Source organism: Shewanella sp. 10N.286.45.A1, assembly GCF_041470405.1.
Classification (GTDB): domain Bacteria; phylum Pseudomonadota; class Gammaproteobacteria; order Enterobacterales; family Shewanellaceae; genus Shewanella.
Genome location: NZ_JBFRMK010000073.1, coordinates 24,687 through 39,976, shown reverse-complemented (window position 1 = coordinate 39,976; position 15,290 = coordinate 24,687). Strand labels below are relative to the sequence as shown.

At 43.9% G+C, this 15,290-nt stretch carries 16 protein-coding genes and 1 riboswitch; of the genes, 13 read left to right on the top strand and 3 right to left on the bottom strand.

The window, feature by feature from the left end; all coding sequences use genetic code 11:
• The first annotated feature begins 18 nt into the window (after positions 1 to 18).
• From fdh3B to AB4238_RS06175, 3 genes are all read left to right on the top strand, one after another.
• A complete protein-coding gene (gene fdh3B / locus AB4238_RS06185; RefSeq protein WP_220737173.1) occupies positions 19 to 588 on the top strand; it encodes a formate dehydrogenase FDH3 subunit beta in 570 nt (189 codons plus the stop codon).
• Between the two features lie 81 nt (positions 589 to 669).
• Entirely contained in the window at positions 670 to 1,653 is a 984-nt protein-coding gene (locus tag AB4238_RS06180; protein ID WP_248975615.1) for a formate dehydrogenase subunit gamma, read from the top strand.
• A gap of 278 nt (positions 1,654 to 1,931) precedes the next feature.
• A complete protein-coding gene (locus AB4238_RS06175) occupies positions 1,932 to 3,260 on the top strand; it encodes a coproporphyrinogen III oxidase family protein (protein ID WP_372032248.1) in 1,329 nt (442 codons plus the stop codon).
• Between the two features lie 88 nt (positions 3,261 to 3,348).
• On the opposite strand, the gene AB4238_RS06170 is transcribed toward AB4238_RS06175, so the two are convergent.
• Entirely contained in the window at positions 3,349 to 3,528 is a 180-nt protein-coding gene (locus AB4238_RS06170) for a hypothetical protein (protein WP_372032247.1), read from the bottom strand.
• Positions 3,529 to 3,878: 350 nt separating this feature from the next.
• Here AB4238_RS06170 and AB4238_RS06165 point away from each other — a divergent pair, with 350 nt between their 5' ends.
• From AB4238_RS06165 to AB4238_RS06145, 5 genes are all read left to right on the top strand, one after another.
• Complete coding sequence (locus AB4238_RS06165; RefSeq protein WP_372032245.1) at positions 3,879 to 4,718, top strand: PfkB family carbohydrate kinase; 840 nt, start codon at positions 3,879 to 3,881, stop codon at positions 4,716 to 4,718.
• Between the two features lie 209 nt (positions 4,719 to 4,927).
• Positions 4,928 to 6,385 carry a diguanylate cyclase domain-containing protein gene (locus AB4238_RS06160; RefSeq protein ID WP_372032244.1) on the top strand — a complete coding sequence of 486 codons (1,458 nt, stop codon included), beginning with the start codon at positions 4,928 to 4,930 and terminating at the stop codon, positions 6,383 to 6,385.
• On the top strand, positions 6,360 to 6,920 hold the full coding sequence (locus tag AB4238_RS06155; protein WP_372032242.1) for a GNAT family N-acetyltransferase: 561 nt from the start codon (positions 6,360 to 6,362) through the stop codon (positions 6,918 to 6,920). Before AB4238_RS06160 ends, AB4238_RS06155 begins: the two co-directional genes overlap by 26 nt.
• Positions 6,921 to 6,941: 21 nt before the next feature.
• Complete coding sequence (locus tag AB4238_RS06150) at positions 6,942 to 7,640, top strand: MOSC domain-containing protein (RefSeq protein WP_372032278.1); 699 nt, start codon at positions 6,942 to 6,944, stop codon at positions 7,638 to 7,640.
• A 57-nt stretch (positions 7,641 to 7,697) separates the two neighbouring features.
• A complete protein-coding gene (locus tag AB4238_RS06145; RefSeq protein WP_248975671.1) occupies positions 7,698 to 8,024 on the top strand; it encodes a DUF4870 domain-containing protein in 327 nt (108 codons plus the stop codon).
• Positions 8,025 to 8,074: 50 nt separating this feature from the next.
• Here the strand turns inward: AB4238_RS06145 and AB4238_RS06140 are convergent, their stop codons facing one another.
• Positions 8,075 to 9,991, bottom strand: coding sequence for a methyl-accepting chemotaxis protein (locus AB4238_RS06140; RefSeq protein WP_372032240.1), 1,917 nt, complete (start codon positions 9,989 to 9,991; stop codon positions 8,075 to 8,077).
• A 312-nt stretch (positions 9,992 to 10,303) separates the two neighbouring features.
• Positions 10,304 to 11,953 carry an electron transfer flavoprotein-ubiquinone oxidoreductase gene (locus AB4238_RS06135; protein ID WP_372032239.1) on the bottom strand — a complete coding sequence of 550 codons (1,650 nt, stop codon included), beginning with the start codon at positions 11,951 to 11,953 and terminating at the stop codon, positions 10,304 to 10,306.
• Between the two features lie 252 nt (positions 11,954 to 12,205).
• A riboswitch (molybdenum cofactor riboswitch) is annotated at positions 12,206 to 12,342 on the top strand.
• Between AB4238_RS06135 and moaA the strand changes: the two genes are divergently transcribed.
• The 5 genes from moaA to moaE all read left to right on the top strand — a co-directional run bounded on the left by moaA (position 12,330) and on the right by moaE (position 15,201).
• A complete protein-coding gene (moaA, locus tag AB4238_RS06130; protein ID WP_220737163.1) occupies positions 12,330 to 13,310 on the top strand; it encodes a GTP 3',8-cyclase MoaA in 981 nt (326 codons plus the stop codon). Its footprint overlaps the riboswitch before it by 13 nt.
• A gap of 83 nt (positions 13,311 to 13,393) precedes the next feature.
• Positions 13,394 to 13,918 (top strand): molybdenum cofactor biosynthesis protein B, encoded by a 525-nt coding sequence (gene moaB / locus AB4238_RS06125; protein ID WP_372032238.1) that lies wholly within the window; start codon positions 13,394 to 13,396, stop codon positions 13,916 to 13,918.
• Between the two features lie 99 nt (positions 13,919 to 14,017).
• Positions 14,018 to 14,494 (top strand): cyclic pyranopterin monophosphate synthase MoaC, encoded by a 477-nt coding sequence (gene moaC, locus AB4238_RS06120; RefSeq protein ID WP_372032237.1) that lies wholly within the window; start codon positions 14,018 to 14,020, stop codon positions 14,492 to 14,494.
• 4 nt (positions 14,495 to 14,498) lie between these two features.
• Complete coding sequence (gene moaD / locus AB4238_RS06115; RefSeq protein WP_020914949.1) at positions 14,499 to 14,750, top strand: molybdopterin synthase sulfur carrier subunit; 252 nt, start codon at positions 14,499 to 14,501, stop codon at positions 14,748 to 14,750.
• 1 nt (position 14,751) lies between these two features.
• Positions 14,752 to 15,201 carry a molybdopterin synthase catalytic subunit MoaE gene (gene moaE, locus AB4238_RS06110; RefSeq protein ID WP_220737160.1) on the top strand — a complete coding sequence of 150 codons (450 nt, stop codon included), beginning with the start codon at positions 14,752 to 14,754 and terminating at the stop codon, positions 15,199 to 15,201.
• The last annotated feature ends 89 nt before the right edge of the window (positions 15,202 to 15,290 follow it).

Here is a 15,290-nt window from a genome sequence, read left to right as displayed (position 1 = left end):
GCTAGGAGAATTGCCAGAATGGCTACAATGAAATTTTTATGTGATACCAAGCGCTGCATCGAGTGTAACGGTTGTGTCACAGCATGTAAGAACGAAAACGACTCTGCTCTTGAGTGGGGAATCCAACGTCGTCGCGTAGTGACTATCAATGATGGTGAGAAAGGCGAAGCGTCTATCTCAGTAGCATGTATGCACTGTAGCGATGCACCTTGTATGGCTGTTTGTCCTGCAAACTGTTTCTACAAGACTGAAGACGGCATTGTACTGCACGACAAAGATACTTGTATCGGTTGTGGCTACTGTCTATATGCTTGCCCATTTGGTGCGCCTCAGTTCCCTCAAGGCGGCGCATTTGGTGCTCGCGGTAAGATGGACAAGTGTACTTTCTGTGCTGGTGGTCCTGAAGAGAACCATTCTGATGCAGAGCGTCAGAAGTACGGTGCAAACCGTGTTGCAGAAGGCAAACTACCTATGTGTGCCGAACTGTGTGCAACTAAGTCGCTACTAGCGGGTGATGCTGAAATTGTTTCTGCAATCTTCCGTGAGCGTGTTGCATACCGTGGTTCTAAAAACGCAATCTGGGGTTAATTAACTTAGGTTAATAACTTCCAAACCTACTGCTTGTTGGCTCAATTCATTGGGCCAACGGGGAGTAACAGAGGACGTATTATGAACAAATGGTTTAAACAGATAGGTATTGCGATTGCACTGTTATTCAGTGTTACTGCATTTGCCCATGATGGTGCTGAGCACACGCATGACGGACAAGCAACTGAAGGCCAAATTTGGTCACAGTTAAAAGCCGGTGCTGAAGGTCGTACAACTTCAACAAGTGAGTTCCACGCTCAGCCAATCAACACGTATGACTTACGTGTTCTTGAGCTGCGTAGTGATATTCTTGCTCCAGCGTTAATGGCTGCCCTTTTCGGCATGATCATTATCTTTGTACTGTTTATCAAAGTGAACGGCATCTCTAAGTTGCACGGTGGCTTCTCAGGTAAACTGGTATATCGTTGGTCTAAGTTTGACGTGTCTATTCACTGGTTGGGTGCTATTCCGTGTCTGCTATTGATTTTGACCGGCTTAACACTGCTTGCTGGACGTTTCTTCTTCCAGCCTTATATTGGTGAAGGTCTTTGGTCTAACCTAGTCTACGCTGCGAAGCAGGTGCATGACATCATGGCGATTCCGTTCATGATTGGTTGGGCGTTGATGACTGTACTTTGGGCTAAAAACCAATTGCCTAAAATGTACGACATCAAGTGGATGATGGTTGTTGGTGGTTACATCAACTTCGGTCCATTCAAAGGCAAGCATCCAGATGCTGGCTTTGCTAACGCTGGTGAGAAGTTATGGTTCTGGGCCTTTGCTGTATTTGGCCTAGTGATCTCAGCTTCAGGTATGCTGCTACTATTCCCGAACTTGTTCGAGCCTAGCCGCACATTAAGCCTGATTGCACTGATCCTTCACTCTGTCAGCGCTATCATCATTACTGCTTTCTCAATCGTGCATATCTTTATGGCCACGGTTATGTCTGAAGGTGGTATGGAGTGTATGGTATCTGGTTATTGTGATGAAACTTGGGCAAGCCAACACCATAATCTTTGGTTCGACGAGATCAAAGAGAACGGTACACTTAAATATAAAGAGTAATCTTTTGAGTATTTAAGGCTTGAACTGCAAACACCTCAGTCGATTTAATCACTGAGGTGTTTTTGTATGTGGCGTATCAATATTAGTACTGTCTATTTTATGAGCCTTTGCTAAAGTATGACTTACTTAACAAAAAACTATACATTTCCTTGATAGGAAACGGTAACTTATAACCAAATCACGTTTTGGGGTGATTTAAAGTGTTAATTTTACTCTCCGCTGGTTCAATTCGTTCTGCCTCATTTTAATTTGAACAGCCATCTTTGATAGGAAACTTTATGTCTTCAATTATTTTGCCTGATAGTGCTCAACCTTATAACGCCAATATCACTACACCTGATTGGATGATTAGTGGTATGGAAAAGGTGATGCAGTTCTATGTGGACCGCAATCTAAGGCTAGATACTGTTTCTGCTGAGATGATGCCGAATCCAGTAGAAGGTAAGAAATACATGCTGTATGCCCATGTTCCTTTCTGTCATACCTTGTGCTCATTTTGTACTTTCCACCGTTTCCTATTTAAGGAAGATAAGGCGCGCGCTTACTTTATCTCTTTACGTAAAGAGATGGATATGGTGAAAGCCTTAGGTTATGACTTTGAGTCTATGTATATCGGTGGTGGCACCACCACGGTATTGGAAGATGAGTTAGCTCGTACCATTGAGCATGCTAAAAAACTATTCCCAAGTATCAAAGAGGTTTCTTGTGAATCAGATCCACAGCACTTAGACAGTGATGGCTTTAAACAGCTTGAAGGCTTAGTTGACCGTATGTCTATTGGCGTACAAAGCTTCAATGATGACATTCTTACCATGACTGACCGAATCGAAAAGTTTGGTTCAGGACAACAGACATTTGATAAAATCATGGCAGCTAAAGAGCTGTTTCCAATTATCAACGTCGATCTTATTTTTGGCTTTAGAGGCCAGACTGACGAAGTTATCCAGCAAGACCTCGATATGGCATCTAGGCTCGATCCACGTCAAATTACCACTTACCCACTGATGATTACTCACCAGACTCGTAAGAGCGTGAAGGGCAAACTTGCTGCTCCTCATGGTGATATGGTGCGTCAATATCGTCAAATTCTAAATAGCTTGAATGGGCAGTACAACCAACTTTCAGCTTGGGCTTTTGGTAAAACCAATGACGAAGGCTTTGATGAGTATGTAATTGATTATGATGAATACTTAGGTGTAGGCTCTGGTTCATTTAGTTTCTTGGATGACACGCTTTATGTTAATACTTTCTCTTTGAAAAAGTATCAAGAGCGGGTTGCTAGTGGTCATATGGGGGTTGAGCAGCAGAAGAATTATGGTCGTAAAGAGGTGATGCAATATCGTTTCTTACTCGGTATGTTCTCTGGCCGACTTTCACGTAAGTATTTCCGCGAAACCTTTGGCGTTAATCTTGATACTGCACTGTTTAAAGAGATGACCTCAATGAAAGCGATTGGTGCGATCAAGAATGATCCGATGGATCCTGACAACCTTATTGTTACCGATAACGGTAAGATGATGGGCTTGTTGATGATGAAAGAGTTTTACTCGGGTATGGACAACGTCCGCGCTCAGCTACGTAAACCACTACAAGATTGCGACATGTAGTGAGTCGGTTACGCTGAAAGGCTTTATGCTTTCTTGAGTGACTTTTTGCGGTAAATACAGCGATGTATTTGCCGCTTTTTATTGAGCATTAGTACTGCTGAGCGATGAGTCGCTCTAACTTGGCGATATCTTCTCTGATCTGCACAATATAAGTGTCGGTATACTCTAGCTTCTCAAATTCATAAAGGCATGCTTTATAGCGTTCGAGTCGCACTTCGAGTGGTTCATGGAACTCCGTGAGTTCATCCATACTAATAATTGAGTCCATTCAACTATCCTATTACGTGGGGATGTCACCATCATACACAGCGATGCTGTGATGAGGTCATTAAAGATAAGTATAGTCCAAATGGCTGGGTTAGTATGAAAGATTAATAGTTCATAAATACTAGGGCTTTCCAGTGCTTAGTACTACTGCGGTTTGTTTTGCTAATTGAAAATGTCACTGTGGCCTACATGGTATTGAGATATCTCTTACAAGTTAAAGGTTATGTTGCTTCTGGTTTGTCTGGTAGTAGCAATGCAAATAGCTAAATAGTTCATCAAAGACGCTTACCACTTGGATCGATTGTATAAATCTCTTACTATCGTTTTATCGCATGCTATTACTGAGTTGTCATGGCCAACATTTTACTTGTCGCAAACTTAAACTGTGATCGTATTTTTAACCTCAATAAACCGTTAAAAACGGGTGGCCGCTTTCATTATAAAGATGGTGGTCAACGGTTAGGCGGTGGCGGTGCGAATACGGGGATTGGTCTTGTTTGGGCTGGGCATCAAGTGACCTTAGTGACTGAGGTTGGTCGCGATGATGTTGGAGATTGGCTGTTGGCCGAGGCGAGTACTCAAGGGATAAATTGTAGTTTGATCCAGCGCCGAGCGGGGGCAACCAATGAGATGTTGTTGATGATGACTCCTGATGGGGAACGCACCATTATTCGTCCTGAACGTCCTATCTTTGAACTACCGATCCCACCAAACTGGCAGACGGTAGATGCCTTTTACATTAACTCATCTTCTGAAGGTGCTGCTAGTTGGGCCAAAACTGCCATTGAACATTGTTGGGTAGTGGCACAACTTGCTAAAGATGAGCGAGCTAGACCTTGTCATATTTTATTGGCGTCACTCAGCGACATGCAGGGACGCTGTGAAGTGCCACCGTGGCAGTTTGCGCGATCAATTGCCGGGGAAAGTTTACAGTATTTTATCGTCACTGATGGCGAAAATGGTGCAACATTATATAGCGAAAAACAGCAGCAGCTCGTTGCGGCGCTGCCAAGCCGTGTTGTTGATACAACAGGTGCAGGAGATGCTTATGCTGCTGGGCTTATCAATGGCTTAGTTAACAAGTTGACTATCATTGAGTCAATGCAGGAGGCTTCAATCTGGTCTAGCCATGCCGTGGCTTGTGAAAGCTCTATACCCGGCAAGGGGTTAAAAGCTTACCTGACGCCTTAGTATTATCGATTTAGGCTTAATGATTTAATCTATTAGGCCTAACGGTGAGGCTTTTACATCTTTGTGTGTGCTAGCTTCAAAAAAATCAACTTAGCTTATCGCTAATAATCAATGCGGCCAAAGTGCTTTTCGGGTAATATTTACAGTTAATTAACAAGTGCTGCTTGTTTGAGCGAGTTCAATTATTAATTGTGTGAAGTGAGCGTAGTATGGGTCATAAGGTATGGAACGATAAAAAACGGTTTATCTGGATCTTAACTGTGTTGCTATTAGGTGCTTTTGTCGTTACCAGTGGCATCAGCTATCAAGTTGCACATGACTCGCTAAGTGAACAGATCGAAGAGAATACACTGCCGCTCACCAGCGATAATATCTACTCAGAAATTCAGCATGACTTGCTTAAACCCATCTTCATTTCATCATTAATGGCCCAAGATACCTTTGTGCGAGATTGGACTCTAGATCAAGAAAAAACACCTGAAAAGTTGGTGCGCTACCTGAAAGAAATTCAAGAGAAATATGGCACAGTAACGAGTTTTTTTGTATCAGAATCAACCCGTAATTATTACCACTCCAGCGGTGTACTGAAAAAAATTGATGATATCGATCCCAATGATGCTTGGTATTTTAGGGTACGCTCACTACCAAAATCTGAGAGTTACGAAGTTAACATTGACCAAGACACAGCTGATCGTAATCGTACTGTTATCTATGTTAATTACAAAGTGTTTGATTTTGATGGGAATTTTATCGGCGTTACCGGCGTAGGTTTAGCGGTGGAAAGCGTTAAGAAGATGATAGAGCTATACCAAACACGTTATAACCGTAGTGTTTATTTTACCGATCGGCAGGGTAATATCACCCTACACAGTAAAGGTTATGCCGGTGGGGATACGTTGCAGAGTACACCAGGACTTGAGATGTTAGCGACTCGGGTGCTAACCAGTCCAAGTGCTTCTTTTTCCTATCAACGAGACGGTAAAACGATCTACTTAAATAGTCGTTTGGTCTCTGATTTTAAATGGTATCTGTTGGTAGAGCAGGATGAAAGCATGGGTAAGCAGAAGCTGCTGACTACCTTCTGGGCCAACTTGGGCGTGAGTATTTTTGTTACGCTGGCTATTTTATTGATTGCCAATCTAACCCTAGGTAAATACCAGCGCAAACTGGAGTTGATGGCGTCTACCGATAAGCTCACTGGCGCTGCAAACAGACAGGCATTTGAGGAGTATTTTGGTCGTTCACTGGCTCGCTCGGTGCTGGATAGTACCCCAATGTCAGTATTGCTAATGGATATTGATCATTTTAAAGCGGTTAATGATCAGCATGGGCATAATATTGGTGATCTGGTGATTAAAACCGTATCCAACATGCTTAAAGCCGAATTGAGAGAAGAAGATCTACTCTGTCGTTGGGGTGGAGAAGAGTTCTTGATCTTGTTGCCTAATATCGATTTAAGCCACGGTAGTGATATTGCCGAGCGGATTAGAAAGTCGGTAGCTGAGCGACGTATTCATGTTAATGGCTGCGAAATTAATGTGACGATCAGTAGCGGTGTTGCTGAGCACCGTGCATCAGAAAAAGCTGAAGAGTTAATTAACAGAGTTGATATCGCACTGTATCAAGCTAAAGAGCAGGGGCGTGACCGAGTGGTTTTGTCTTATTGATACAATAGTCGTTGCCACCACGGCGAGACTTGAATTGCGGCAGTTTTCACTGGCTGACGCCGAAGGTTTTTATCTGCTAAATAGTGACCCTCTAGTAATGCAATATACCGGTGATCATGCGTTTGCAGATATAGCTGATGCTGCTCGTTTTATTCGAGATTATGACCAGTACAGATTGCATGGTTTTGGCCGTTGGTCGCTTTACTTAACTGATACGCAAGAGTACATAGGTTTTTGTGGCCTGAGTCGACAACATGCACTCGCAGAGGTTGATCTCGGTTTTAGGATTACACGTCACCATTGGCGTCAAGGTTATGCTACTGAGGCGGCGCAAGCGGCAATTTTGTTAGCTCAAAAGCGTTATGGCTTAAGCCGTTTGATTGCGCGAGCCAAGCTTGATAATCTCGCTTCAATCTCTACCCTGGAAAAGCTTGGTTTTATTGCTACCGAAAATGTTGGTAACAAGGATGCCTGGGAGCATTTCTGTTTAAATATCGATGATATTGTAGATAGTGGTAGTGTTAGCATAGTTTAAGTCTTTCTAGGGTTAATATTGATGACATCTCAAGTATTGGTAAAGCAGATTTCCGGTTTGTATCGCGGTTCAAGTATTGTTGATTTGGGTGTTGTACAGTCGGCTATTAATCAAAAGTCAGTAGTGAGTCAGTTAGTTGTGGGTTCTGAACATGTGGAAGGGGATGCACAAGCTGACCCTAAGCATCACGGCGGTCTTGACAGAGTGCTGCACCATTTCCCGCGTGAACATTACGGTCAGTATCGTCGTTGGGACCTTATATCAGGTTTTAAAGATGCACCAGCAATGGGCGAGAATATAAGCACTGTTGGGCTCGACGAACACCAAGTAAACATCGGTGACATCATTCAAATTGGCGAAGTGAAACTGCAGGTGACACAACCTCGTTCGCCTTGCTTTAAGTTGAACCTACAGTTTGGCCACCAAGAGTTTGCTTTGGCAATGCAGCAAAGTGGTCGTTGCGGTTGGTTCTACCGTGTGCTCGAGCCTGGAACGATATATGCGAGTGATACGATTACACTGCTAGAGCGTTGTTCTGAGATCAGTGTTGCTGAAGCGATGCATATCTATTTTTTACCCGAGTTTGATGCGGTTCAGTATCAACGTTTAGCAGATTGTCCGGGACTAGCCGCTTCTTGGGTGGGCAGTTTACAGCGCCGCATCGATAATAATGCCATTGAAGATTGGCAAATGCGCTTATATGGCGTACAACAAGCTTAGTTTAGTTTTTTATCCATTATTTCAAGGAGTAGAATTGTGACACAAGACGAGAAGAACATGGGGATCGTCGTTCATTTAGCTAGTTTCTCCGGCTATTTGATCCCGTTTGGCAGTATTTTAGGGCCATTAATCGTTTGGTTAATGAAGCGAGATGAGCTGCCATTTGTTGATAGCTGCGGTCGCAACTGCTTAAACTTTAAAATTAGCATCGCAATCTACGCGATGATCAGCGCTGTTTTAATGTTGGTTGGTATCGGCTTTATTTTGCTGGGTATTATCGCGATTGTAGATATTGTATTTACTATTATCGCAGCGATGAAAGCCAGTGAAGGTGAGAGTTATAAGTACCCAATGTCGATTAACTTTATTAAGCCTCGCTCATAGATATGCCATTGCCTATCGATAGGGTTCGATAGGCAATAACGGTTTTAGCGCTATACTTTAAAATTAGCCACTAATGAGTCGAGTCTATGTGCTAGTTGGGTCAATGATTGACTCGCCTGCGCAGCATCTTCAGCAGTATCGGCAGTGCGCTGAGTGATATCATTAATATCACTGACGTTACGGTTAATATCTTCCACTACCGTAGACTGTTCTTCAGTGGCTGCTGCAACTTGAATATTCATATCACTAATAGAACCAATGCGTTCGCTAATGCCAGTGAGCGACTGGCTGGCTTCATCAACAGCATTGACCCCTTCAATAGAGCGAGAACGACTCTTCTCCATCGCTTCAACCGCACGGCTAGCTTCCGCTTGTAGCTTATCGATCATGACTTGCACTTCGTTGGTTGATGTTGCTGTGCGTGAAGCAAGGTTGCGCACTTCATCTGCCACTACGGCAAAACCACGACCGGCTTCACCCGCTCGAGCTGCTTCAATCGCTGCATTCAGCGCGAGTAGATTAGTTTGCTCCGAAACTGCTCTAATCACGTCAAGAATACTTTCGATAGACTTAGTATGGGTTGCGAGTGATTCAATCACTTCACCCACTTGCTCAACATCATTGGAAAGCTGACTAATAGTCTCTCGAGCTCGAGTCACTACCACTTGGCCATTGTTTGAATCGGTATCAGCCGCTCTGGCGGTATCGGCTGCTTGGGCAGCGTTGCTGGCAATTTCGTTAACCGTCGCCCCCATCTCGTTAATTGCCGTAACAACCATGATGGTTTGATCTTTCTGTTGCTGGCTATCCTCTAGCGTACGCTGAGCTTGATGAGAGACGTCAATTGCTGAAGCGCCAAGTAATCTGCTGGTATCGGCAACTTCAATCACCGAGGCTTGAATTTTGCTGATGAAGCTATTAAAGCCTTGTGCCAATTGCGCAAGTTCGTCATTGCCATCTACAGGTAAGCGTTGGCGAAGATCGCCTTCACCTTCACCAATGTTGTGCAGCATGTCTGCTACTTTTGCGATTGGGCGGCTAACAGAGCTGGCAACTAAACTAGATAGTGCGATAAACACTGCTGCAATCAGCGCAGTCCAGATTAGGATTTTATAAGCAGACTCTTCAAGCAGTGAGAAAATCTCGCTTTCGGGTACTTGTGCTACTAAGTACCAGTCCATTGATGGGATATAGCTACTGGCAATGAACATCTCTTCGCCATTGACACTGGTTTTTAATAGATTGAAATCAGTGCGCTGCATTAAGCTAGAGGTGTCAGTATCACGGTATAAATTATTAAGGCTCATCTTGCCAATTTGGCTAGTATCTTGATGTAGCTTTACCTCTCCTTGGCTATCGATTAAGTAAACAAAACCTGATTGCTCAATTTTGAATGATCTTAATAGCTGCACCATATCATCCAGTGACTTACCTAAGCCTACAAGTCCTCGACCATTAGGTTGCTGATAATTAATAAACAACTTCACATCACCGTTGGCTTCAGTGAAAACGTTAAGCATCTTCTCTTGGCCGCTGTTCTTGTAATCAAAGAACCAAGCGTCTTGTGCTGGAGTGAGAACTCTCAAAAAACCGTCTTGGGTGTAGTAAGCCGCAGTTTCTCTATCGGCAAACGAGGCTTGAGCTAAGCCGTATTGACGGGTGACATCATTTAGCTGGTTGACCACTAATGTTTCGTCAACTTCTGGGCGATCATTCTCAAGCCATTGCAGTAACATGCGGTTATTGGCGAGTTGCTCAGCAGCATTCATCAAGGTTGATATATTAAGTTCAACTTTGTTGCGAATTTGCGCCAACATATTGGGCATTTCTGAGGTTAACATTCTCTGCTCTACCACTTGTTTAGCGCTTTGCTGGCTAAGCATGCCAACGAGCGCAGTAGAGAGTAATACTGTCACTGTGACAGTGAGGAGAATTTTCTGTTTGATGGTGAGCATATTCAGTTTCATAAAAATTCGATCGCCTAAAGCAGCCGTGATTAATGGAATTTGTTGGTAGCAGATCCGTCGCAAGGCTAGCGAAACCTTTTCGGCTTAGCTTAGTGAAGATGGATCTATTTTGTAACGTGTAGGATTTAAGGCAGGTATCTGAATTTCAGTTTGAAATTATTACTCTTATATTAGCGCGGCGGATTATGTCTACTTTTTGTTATGTTCACAACTAAAAATGCACACCAAATGGTGTGCATTTTTAGTTTATTTAACAATCTGTAAAATTATCAGATCGTTAAAAGGTTACAGATTTTATGTCAATCTCAACATCTACATGTTGGGATAGTTAGGACCGCCACCGCCTTCTGGTGTCACCCAGGTAATGTTTTGGCTTGGATCTTTTATATCGCAAGTTTTACAGTGAATGCAGTTTTGGCCATTGATCACAAATTTCTTTTCACCAGCTTCTTCGACAATCTCATAAACACCCGCTGGGCAATAGCGTTGTGCTGGCTCGTCAAACTTCACCAAGTTCACATCAATTGGGATACGCGCATCTTTTAAACGTAGATGACAAAGCTGGTCTTCTTCATGGAAAGTATTGGATAGATAAACCGAAGACAGTTTATCGAAACTTAATTTTCCATCGGGCTTAGGGTAGTCAATTTTATTGTAGGCGTTTGATTCTACCATCTGCGCGTAGTCAGGTTTCTCATCTCTAAGGGTGACCGGAAATTTACCGCCAAACCAATTTTGGTCGATAAAGTTAAAAGCGCCACCGAGGTAGGTGCCAAACTTATGCATCGCAGGGCCAAAATTACGCGAGCAATAAAGCTCCTCTTTTAACCAGCTTTCATCAAAGCGGTCTTGTAAGCAATCAAGATCTTTACCTGCATCAACTCCTGCAAGCATCGCTTGTGCCAGTGTTTCAGCAGCCAACATACCGCTCTTCATTGCGGTATGAGTACCTTTAATTTTGGCAAAGTTCAAGGTACCAGCATCACAACCGATAATCATGCCACCTGGGAAGGTAAGTTTTGGCAAAGAGTTCAGGCCACCTTTGGTGATCGCTCGAGCACCATAAGAGATACGTTCACCACCGCTAAGCGTTTTCGCTATTACGGGGTGGGTTTTATAGCGCTGGAACTCATCGAATGGGCTCAGGTGCGGATTGGCATAATTGAGATCAACAATTAAGCCTACCGCAATTTGATTGTCTTCGAGGTGATACATAAACCCGCCACCCGATGCGCCTTCAGTTAAGGGCCAGCCGCCAGTATGTACCACTTTACCTAGCTCATGCTGCTCAGGTGGGACAGTCCAGATCTCTTTAAAACCAAGACCGTAATGTTGTGGTGTTTTACCGTTATCTAATTGGAATTTCTCTATCAGTTGCTTGCCTAAGTGGCCACGGCAACCTTCACCAAATACGGTATATTTGGCATGTAGCTCCATACCGGGTTCATAAGCATCTTTTGGTTGACCATCTTCGCCAACACCCATATCACCGATTTGAATCCCTTTAACACTGCCATCTTCATTAAATAGCAATTCACTGGCGGGGAAACCTGGGAACACTTCAACACCCAACTCTTCGGCACGCTCTGCCAACCAACGACATAGATTACCAACACTGATAATATAATTGCCTTCGTTGTGCATGGTCTTAGGCACTAAAGCGTTTGGCATGGTGCGAGCATCAGTGGCTGAGCTCAGCATGTGAATTTCATCTTGAGTGACGGCAGTATTTAACGGTGCACCAGTGGTTTTCCAATCATCAAATAGCTCGCCCAAGACTTTAGGCTCAAACACTGCGCCTGAGAGAATATGAGCGCCAACTTCTGAGCCTTTTTCTACCACACAAACAGTGAGTTCTTGACCACTGTCTTTAGATATTTGCATTAAACGACATGCTGCTGCTAATCCTGAGGGCCCCGCTCCCACGATTACAACGTCGAATTCCATCGATTCGCGTTCCATCAGTTCACCTTCCTTCTTTTTCCCCCGATAATTTACAGTGATTTCAGCTGAGCTCACTATAAACGGGTGTTTTAATATATAGCCCACCTTACCTCAAAATAGGTCTACGGCACAGAGTTTAAACAGCTACAGTGCAGTAAATTTAAGCATTTTTTGGGGTGATAGGTGTCACAAATATTCCACATGCGCTGCTTTTTAGCGCTATTTGGGCTGAATTGGCTATGGTTTGTCAGCAAAATACGCCTATAATCAAGTCTGACGGTTCTCCGAGCTTCTAATCCTACGTCGAGACAGATACGGGTTTTTAGCCGTGGCAATAACGCCACCGGGGTGAGAAAAGAAATGATCTCACCTCCCCTTACTTGGAAAGGTGATCATGTCCCAACTACAAGACAATTTTGGTCGACGGTTTCATTATCTGCGTATGTCAGTAACTGACGTATGTAACTTCAAATGCACGTATTGCCTACCTGATGGATATCGTCCAGACGGTAAACCTAAGTTTCTCGATCTTAATGAGATTGAGCATTTAGTGTCGGCATTCTCGCAAGTCGGAACGCAAAAGATCCGCATCACTGGTGGTGAGCCATCGCTGCGTAAAGACTTCACCGATATTATTCGTATCATTAAAGATAACGATAGAATCAATACGATTGCGACTACTACCAATGGTTATCGCTTAGCTAAGCATGCTCAAGAGTGGTATGACGCAGGGCTTAGACGTATCAATATCTCTGTCGATAGTCTCGATCCTAAGATGTTTTACCAGATTACTGGTGAGAACAAATTCGATGAGGTGATGCGTGGTGTTGATGCTGCGCTTGAGGCAGGCTTTGAGCGAGTTAAAATCAATGCGGTTTTACTCAAAGGCCTTAATGATAAAGACTTGCCACGTTTTTTACATTGGATAAAAAGCACGCCAATCGATCTGCGTTTTATTGAGCTTATGGAAACTGGTTTAGGCCACGATTACTTTAAAGCGCATCATTTAGCGGGCGCCGATATAAAAACTCAGCTTGAACAAGCCGGTTGGCAGTTCGATGTTCCAGCGGTTGATGATGGGCCAGCGCAAAACTTTAGTCATCAAGACTATCAAGGCCGTATCGGGCTAATCATGCCTTACGCCAAAAACTTCTGTGCCAGCTGTAATCGCCTGCGGGTGTCGGCGAAGGGCAAGTTGCACCTGTGTTTGTTTACCGAAAACGGTGTCGACCTGCGTGACTTGTTGCAAACTCCCGATCAGCAAGCGGAGTTAATCGAACGCTTACATGGTCAACTCGCACAGAAAAAAGAGACTCACTTCTTGCACGATGGGATCACCGGCGTGACCCAGCATCTTGCTTCTATTGGTGGTTAGATTCTGATCTGACGCAAATACCTTGCGTCAGTTCGCCGCTATAATCGCTGCATTGACTAAATTAGTTATTTAAAGAGACCGTTATGGGACATTGTACTCAGAGCCAATTTTTGCCACTCAATATCGCTGTATTAACCTTGTCAGATAGCCGCAATATTGAAACTGACACCTCTGGACAGTTTTTAGAAAATGCGCTGCTTGAAGCTGGGCATAACTTGGCTGACCGTCAAATTATCAAAGATGATAAATACCAAATTCGTTCAGTGATCTCACAATGGGTTGCTTCTGAAAACGTGCAGGTGATTATTACTACTGGCGGCACTGGTTTTACCGAAAGAGATAATACTCCCGATGCCGTTAAGCCACTATTCGATAGAGATATTGAAGGTTTTGGTGAACTGTTCCGTCATATTACATATACCGAACTTGGCACCTCAACCGTGCAGTCGCGTGCATTAGGCGGAATCGCTAATAAAACCGCAATATTCTGCCTGCCAGGTTCCACTGGTGCCTGTAAAACGGGTTGGAATAAAATACTAAAGCAGCAACTTGATGCCACGCATCGTCCATGTAATTTTGTGATGCACGTTAAGAAAATAACAGACTAATTTATAGATAATACCCTGCGCTCGCATAATCCACATACTGAGTGCGCAAGCTATCTATACCGAGTTTTGAAACATATTGATTAAGAAGGTTTTACGCTAATGACAAATGCTTTTACCCACATAAATGCAGACGGTAATGCACACATGGTTGATGTGACTGATAAATCAGTGACAGAACGTGAAGCGAGAGCAGAAGCTTATATCGAGATGGCGAGTGAAACGCTCGAAATGATCATGAGTGGTAGCCACCACAAAGGCGATGTGTTTGCGACTGCGCGCATTGCAGGCATTCAAGCTGCCAAGAAAACTTCAGATCTAATACCACTTTGCCATCCGCTTATGTTGACTAAAGTTGAGGTTGAACTTGAAGCTCAACCAGAACAAAACCGAGTGTGGATCCGCAGCCTTTGTAAGTTATCAGGTAAGACTGGCGTTGAGATGGAAGCATTAACTGCAGCCTCTACTGCCGCACTGACTATTTACGATATGTGCAAAGCAGTACAGAAAGATATGGTGATTTCTCAAGTGCGTCTACTTGAGAAGCGTGGCGGTAAATCGGGTCACTTTAAGGTATAGACAAATGATAAACGTACTATTTTTTGCACAAGTAAGAGAACTACTCGGCACTGCAAGCGTTAAAGTCGAAGCAGGCGAGCATACCCAAACAGCCGAAGGGCTGCGAGCGACATTAGCTGCTACCGATGACAAGTGGGCCAAAGTGATGGCATCAGACAAGCTACTGGTTGCAGTTAACCAAACCATTAGTCAATGGGACACCGCCGTTGAAGATGGTGATGAAGTCGCATTTTTCCCACCAGTGACTGGAGGTTAAGATGATCCGCGTACAAACAGCAGATTTTAGTGTTCCTGATGAATATCAACTGATTAGCCAAGATAATGGCGATGGCGCTGTAGTGACTTTTGTTGGTAAAGTGCGTGACTTTAACGATGGTAGTGCCGTTACCGATTTAACCCTTGAGCACTACCCCGGTATGACTGAAGCAGTACTTAATCAGATTGAAGCACAAGCGCGTGAACGCTGGCCGCTGAACCATGTCACGATTATTCACCGAGTGGGTAAAATGGCATTAGGTGAGCAGATAGTATTTATTGGCGTGACCAGTGCCCACCGAAAAGCTGCGTTTGCGGCTTGTGAGTTTTTAATCGACTTTTTGAAAACCAAAGCACCGTTTTGGAAGCTTGAAGCCGGTGAAGAGGGTGCTAGTTGGGTTGAAGCACGTGACAGCGACGAGCAAGCTGCGGACGTGTGGAATAAAAAGTAGTCGTGTGTACCCATCGGGCTAAATGCTTCTTCAATGAGAATGTTAAGTCAGGTGGGAACGGATCAAATTTGAGGGCGCTGTCTGATGAA

Bases quoted from the DNA above. Each gene is read 5' to 3' on its own strand.
- AB4238_RS06180 (WP_248975615.1), top strand. From the start codon at position 670: ATGAACAAATGGTTTAAACAGATAGGTATTGCGATTGCACTGTTATTC.
- AB4238_RS06140 (WP_372032240.1), bottom strand. From the start codon at position 9,991: ATGAAACTGAATATGCTCACCATCAAACAGAAAATTCTCCTCACTGTC.
- moaC (WP_372032237.1), top strand. From the start codon at position 14,018: ATGACAAATGCTTTTACCCACATAAATGCAGACGGTAATGCACACATG.
- AB4238_RS06170 (WP_372032247.1), bottom strand. From the start codon at position 3,528: ATGGACTCAATTATTAGTATGGATGAACTCACGGAGTTCCATGAACCA.
- AB4238_RS06135 (WP_372032239.1), bottom strand. From the start codon at position 11,953: ATGGAACGCGAATCGATGGAATTCGACGTTGTAATCGTGGGAGCGGGG.
- fdh3B (WP_220737173.1), top strand. From the start codon at position 19: ATGGCTACAATGAAATTTTTATGTGATACCAAGCGCTGCATCGAGTGT.
- AB4238_RS06175 (WP_372032248.1), top strand. From the start codon at position 1,932: ATGTCTTCAATTATTTTGCCTGATAGTGCTCAACCTTATAACGCCAAT.
- AB4238_RS06165 (WP_372032245.1), top strand. From the start codon at position 3,879: ATGGCCAACATTTTACTTGTCGCAAACTTAAACTGTGATCGTATTTTT.
- moaB (WP_372032238.1), top strand. From the start codon at position 13,394: ATGGGACATTGTACTCAGAGCCAATTTTTGCCACTCAATATCGCTGTA.
- AB4238_RS06145 (WP_248975671.1), top strand. From the start codon at position 7,698: ATGGGGATCGTCGTTCATTTAGCTAGTTTCTCCGGCTATTTGATCCCG.
- moaA (WP_220737163.1), top strand. From the start codon at position 12,330: ATGTCCCAACTACAAGACAATTTTGGTCGACGGTTTCATTATCTGCGT.
- moaE (WP_220737160.1), top strand. From the start codon at position 14,752: ATGATCCGCGTACAAACAGCAGATTTTAGTGTTCCTGATGAATATCAA.
- AB4238_RS06150 (WP_372032278.1), top strand. From the start codon at position 6,942: ATGACATCTCAAGTATTGGTAAAGCAGATTTCCGGTTTGTATCGCGGT.
- moaD (WP_020914949.1), top strand. From the start codon at position 14,499: ATGATAAACGTACTATTTTTTGCACAAGTAAGAGAACTACTCGGCACT.
- AB4238_RS06160 (WP_372032244.1), top strand. From the start codon at position 4,928: ATGGGTCATAAGGTATGGAACGATAAAAAACGGTTTATCTGGATCTTA.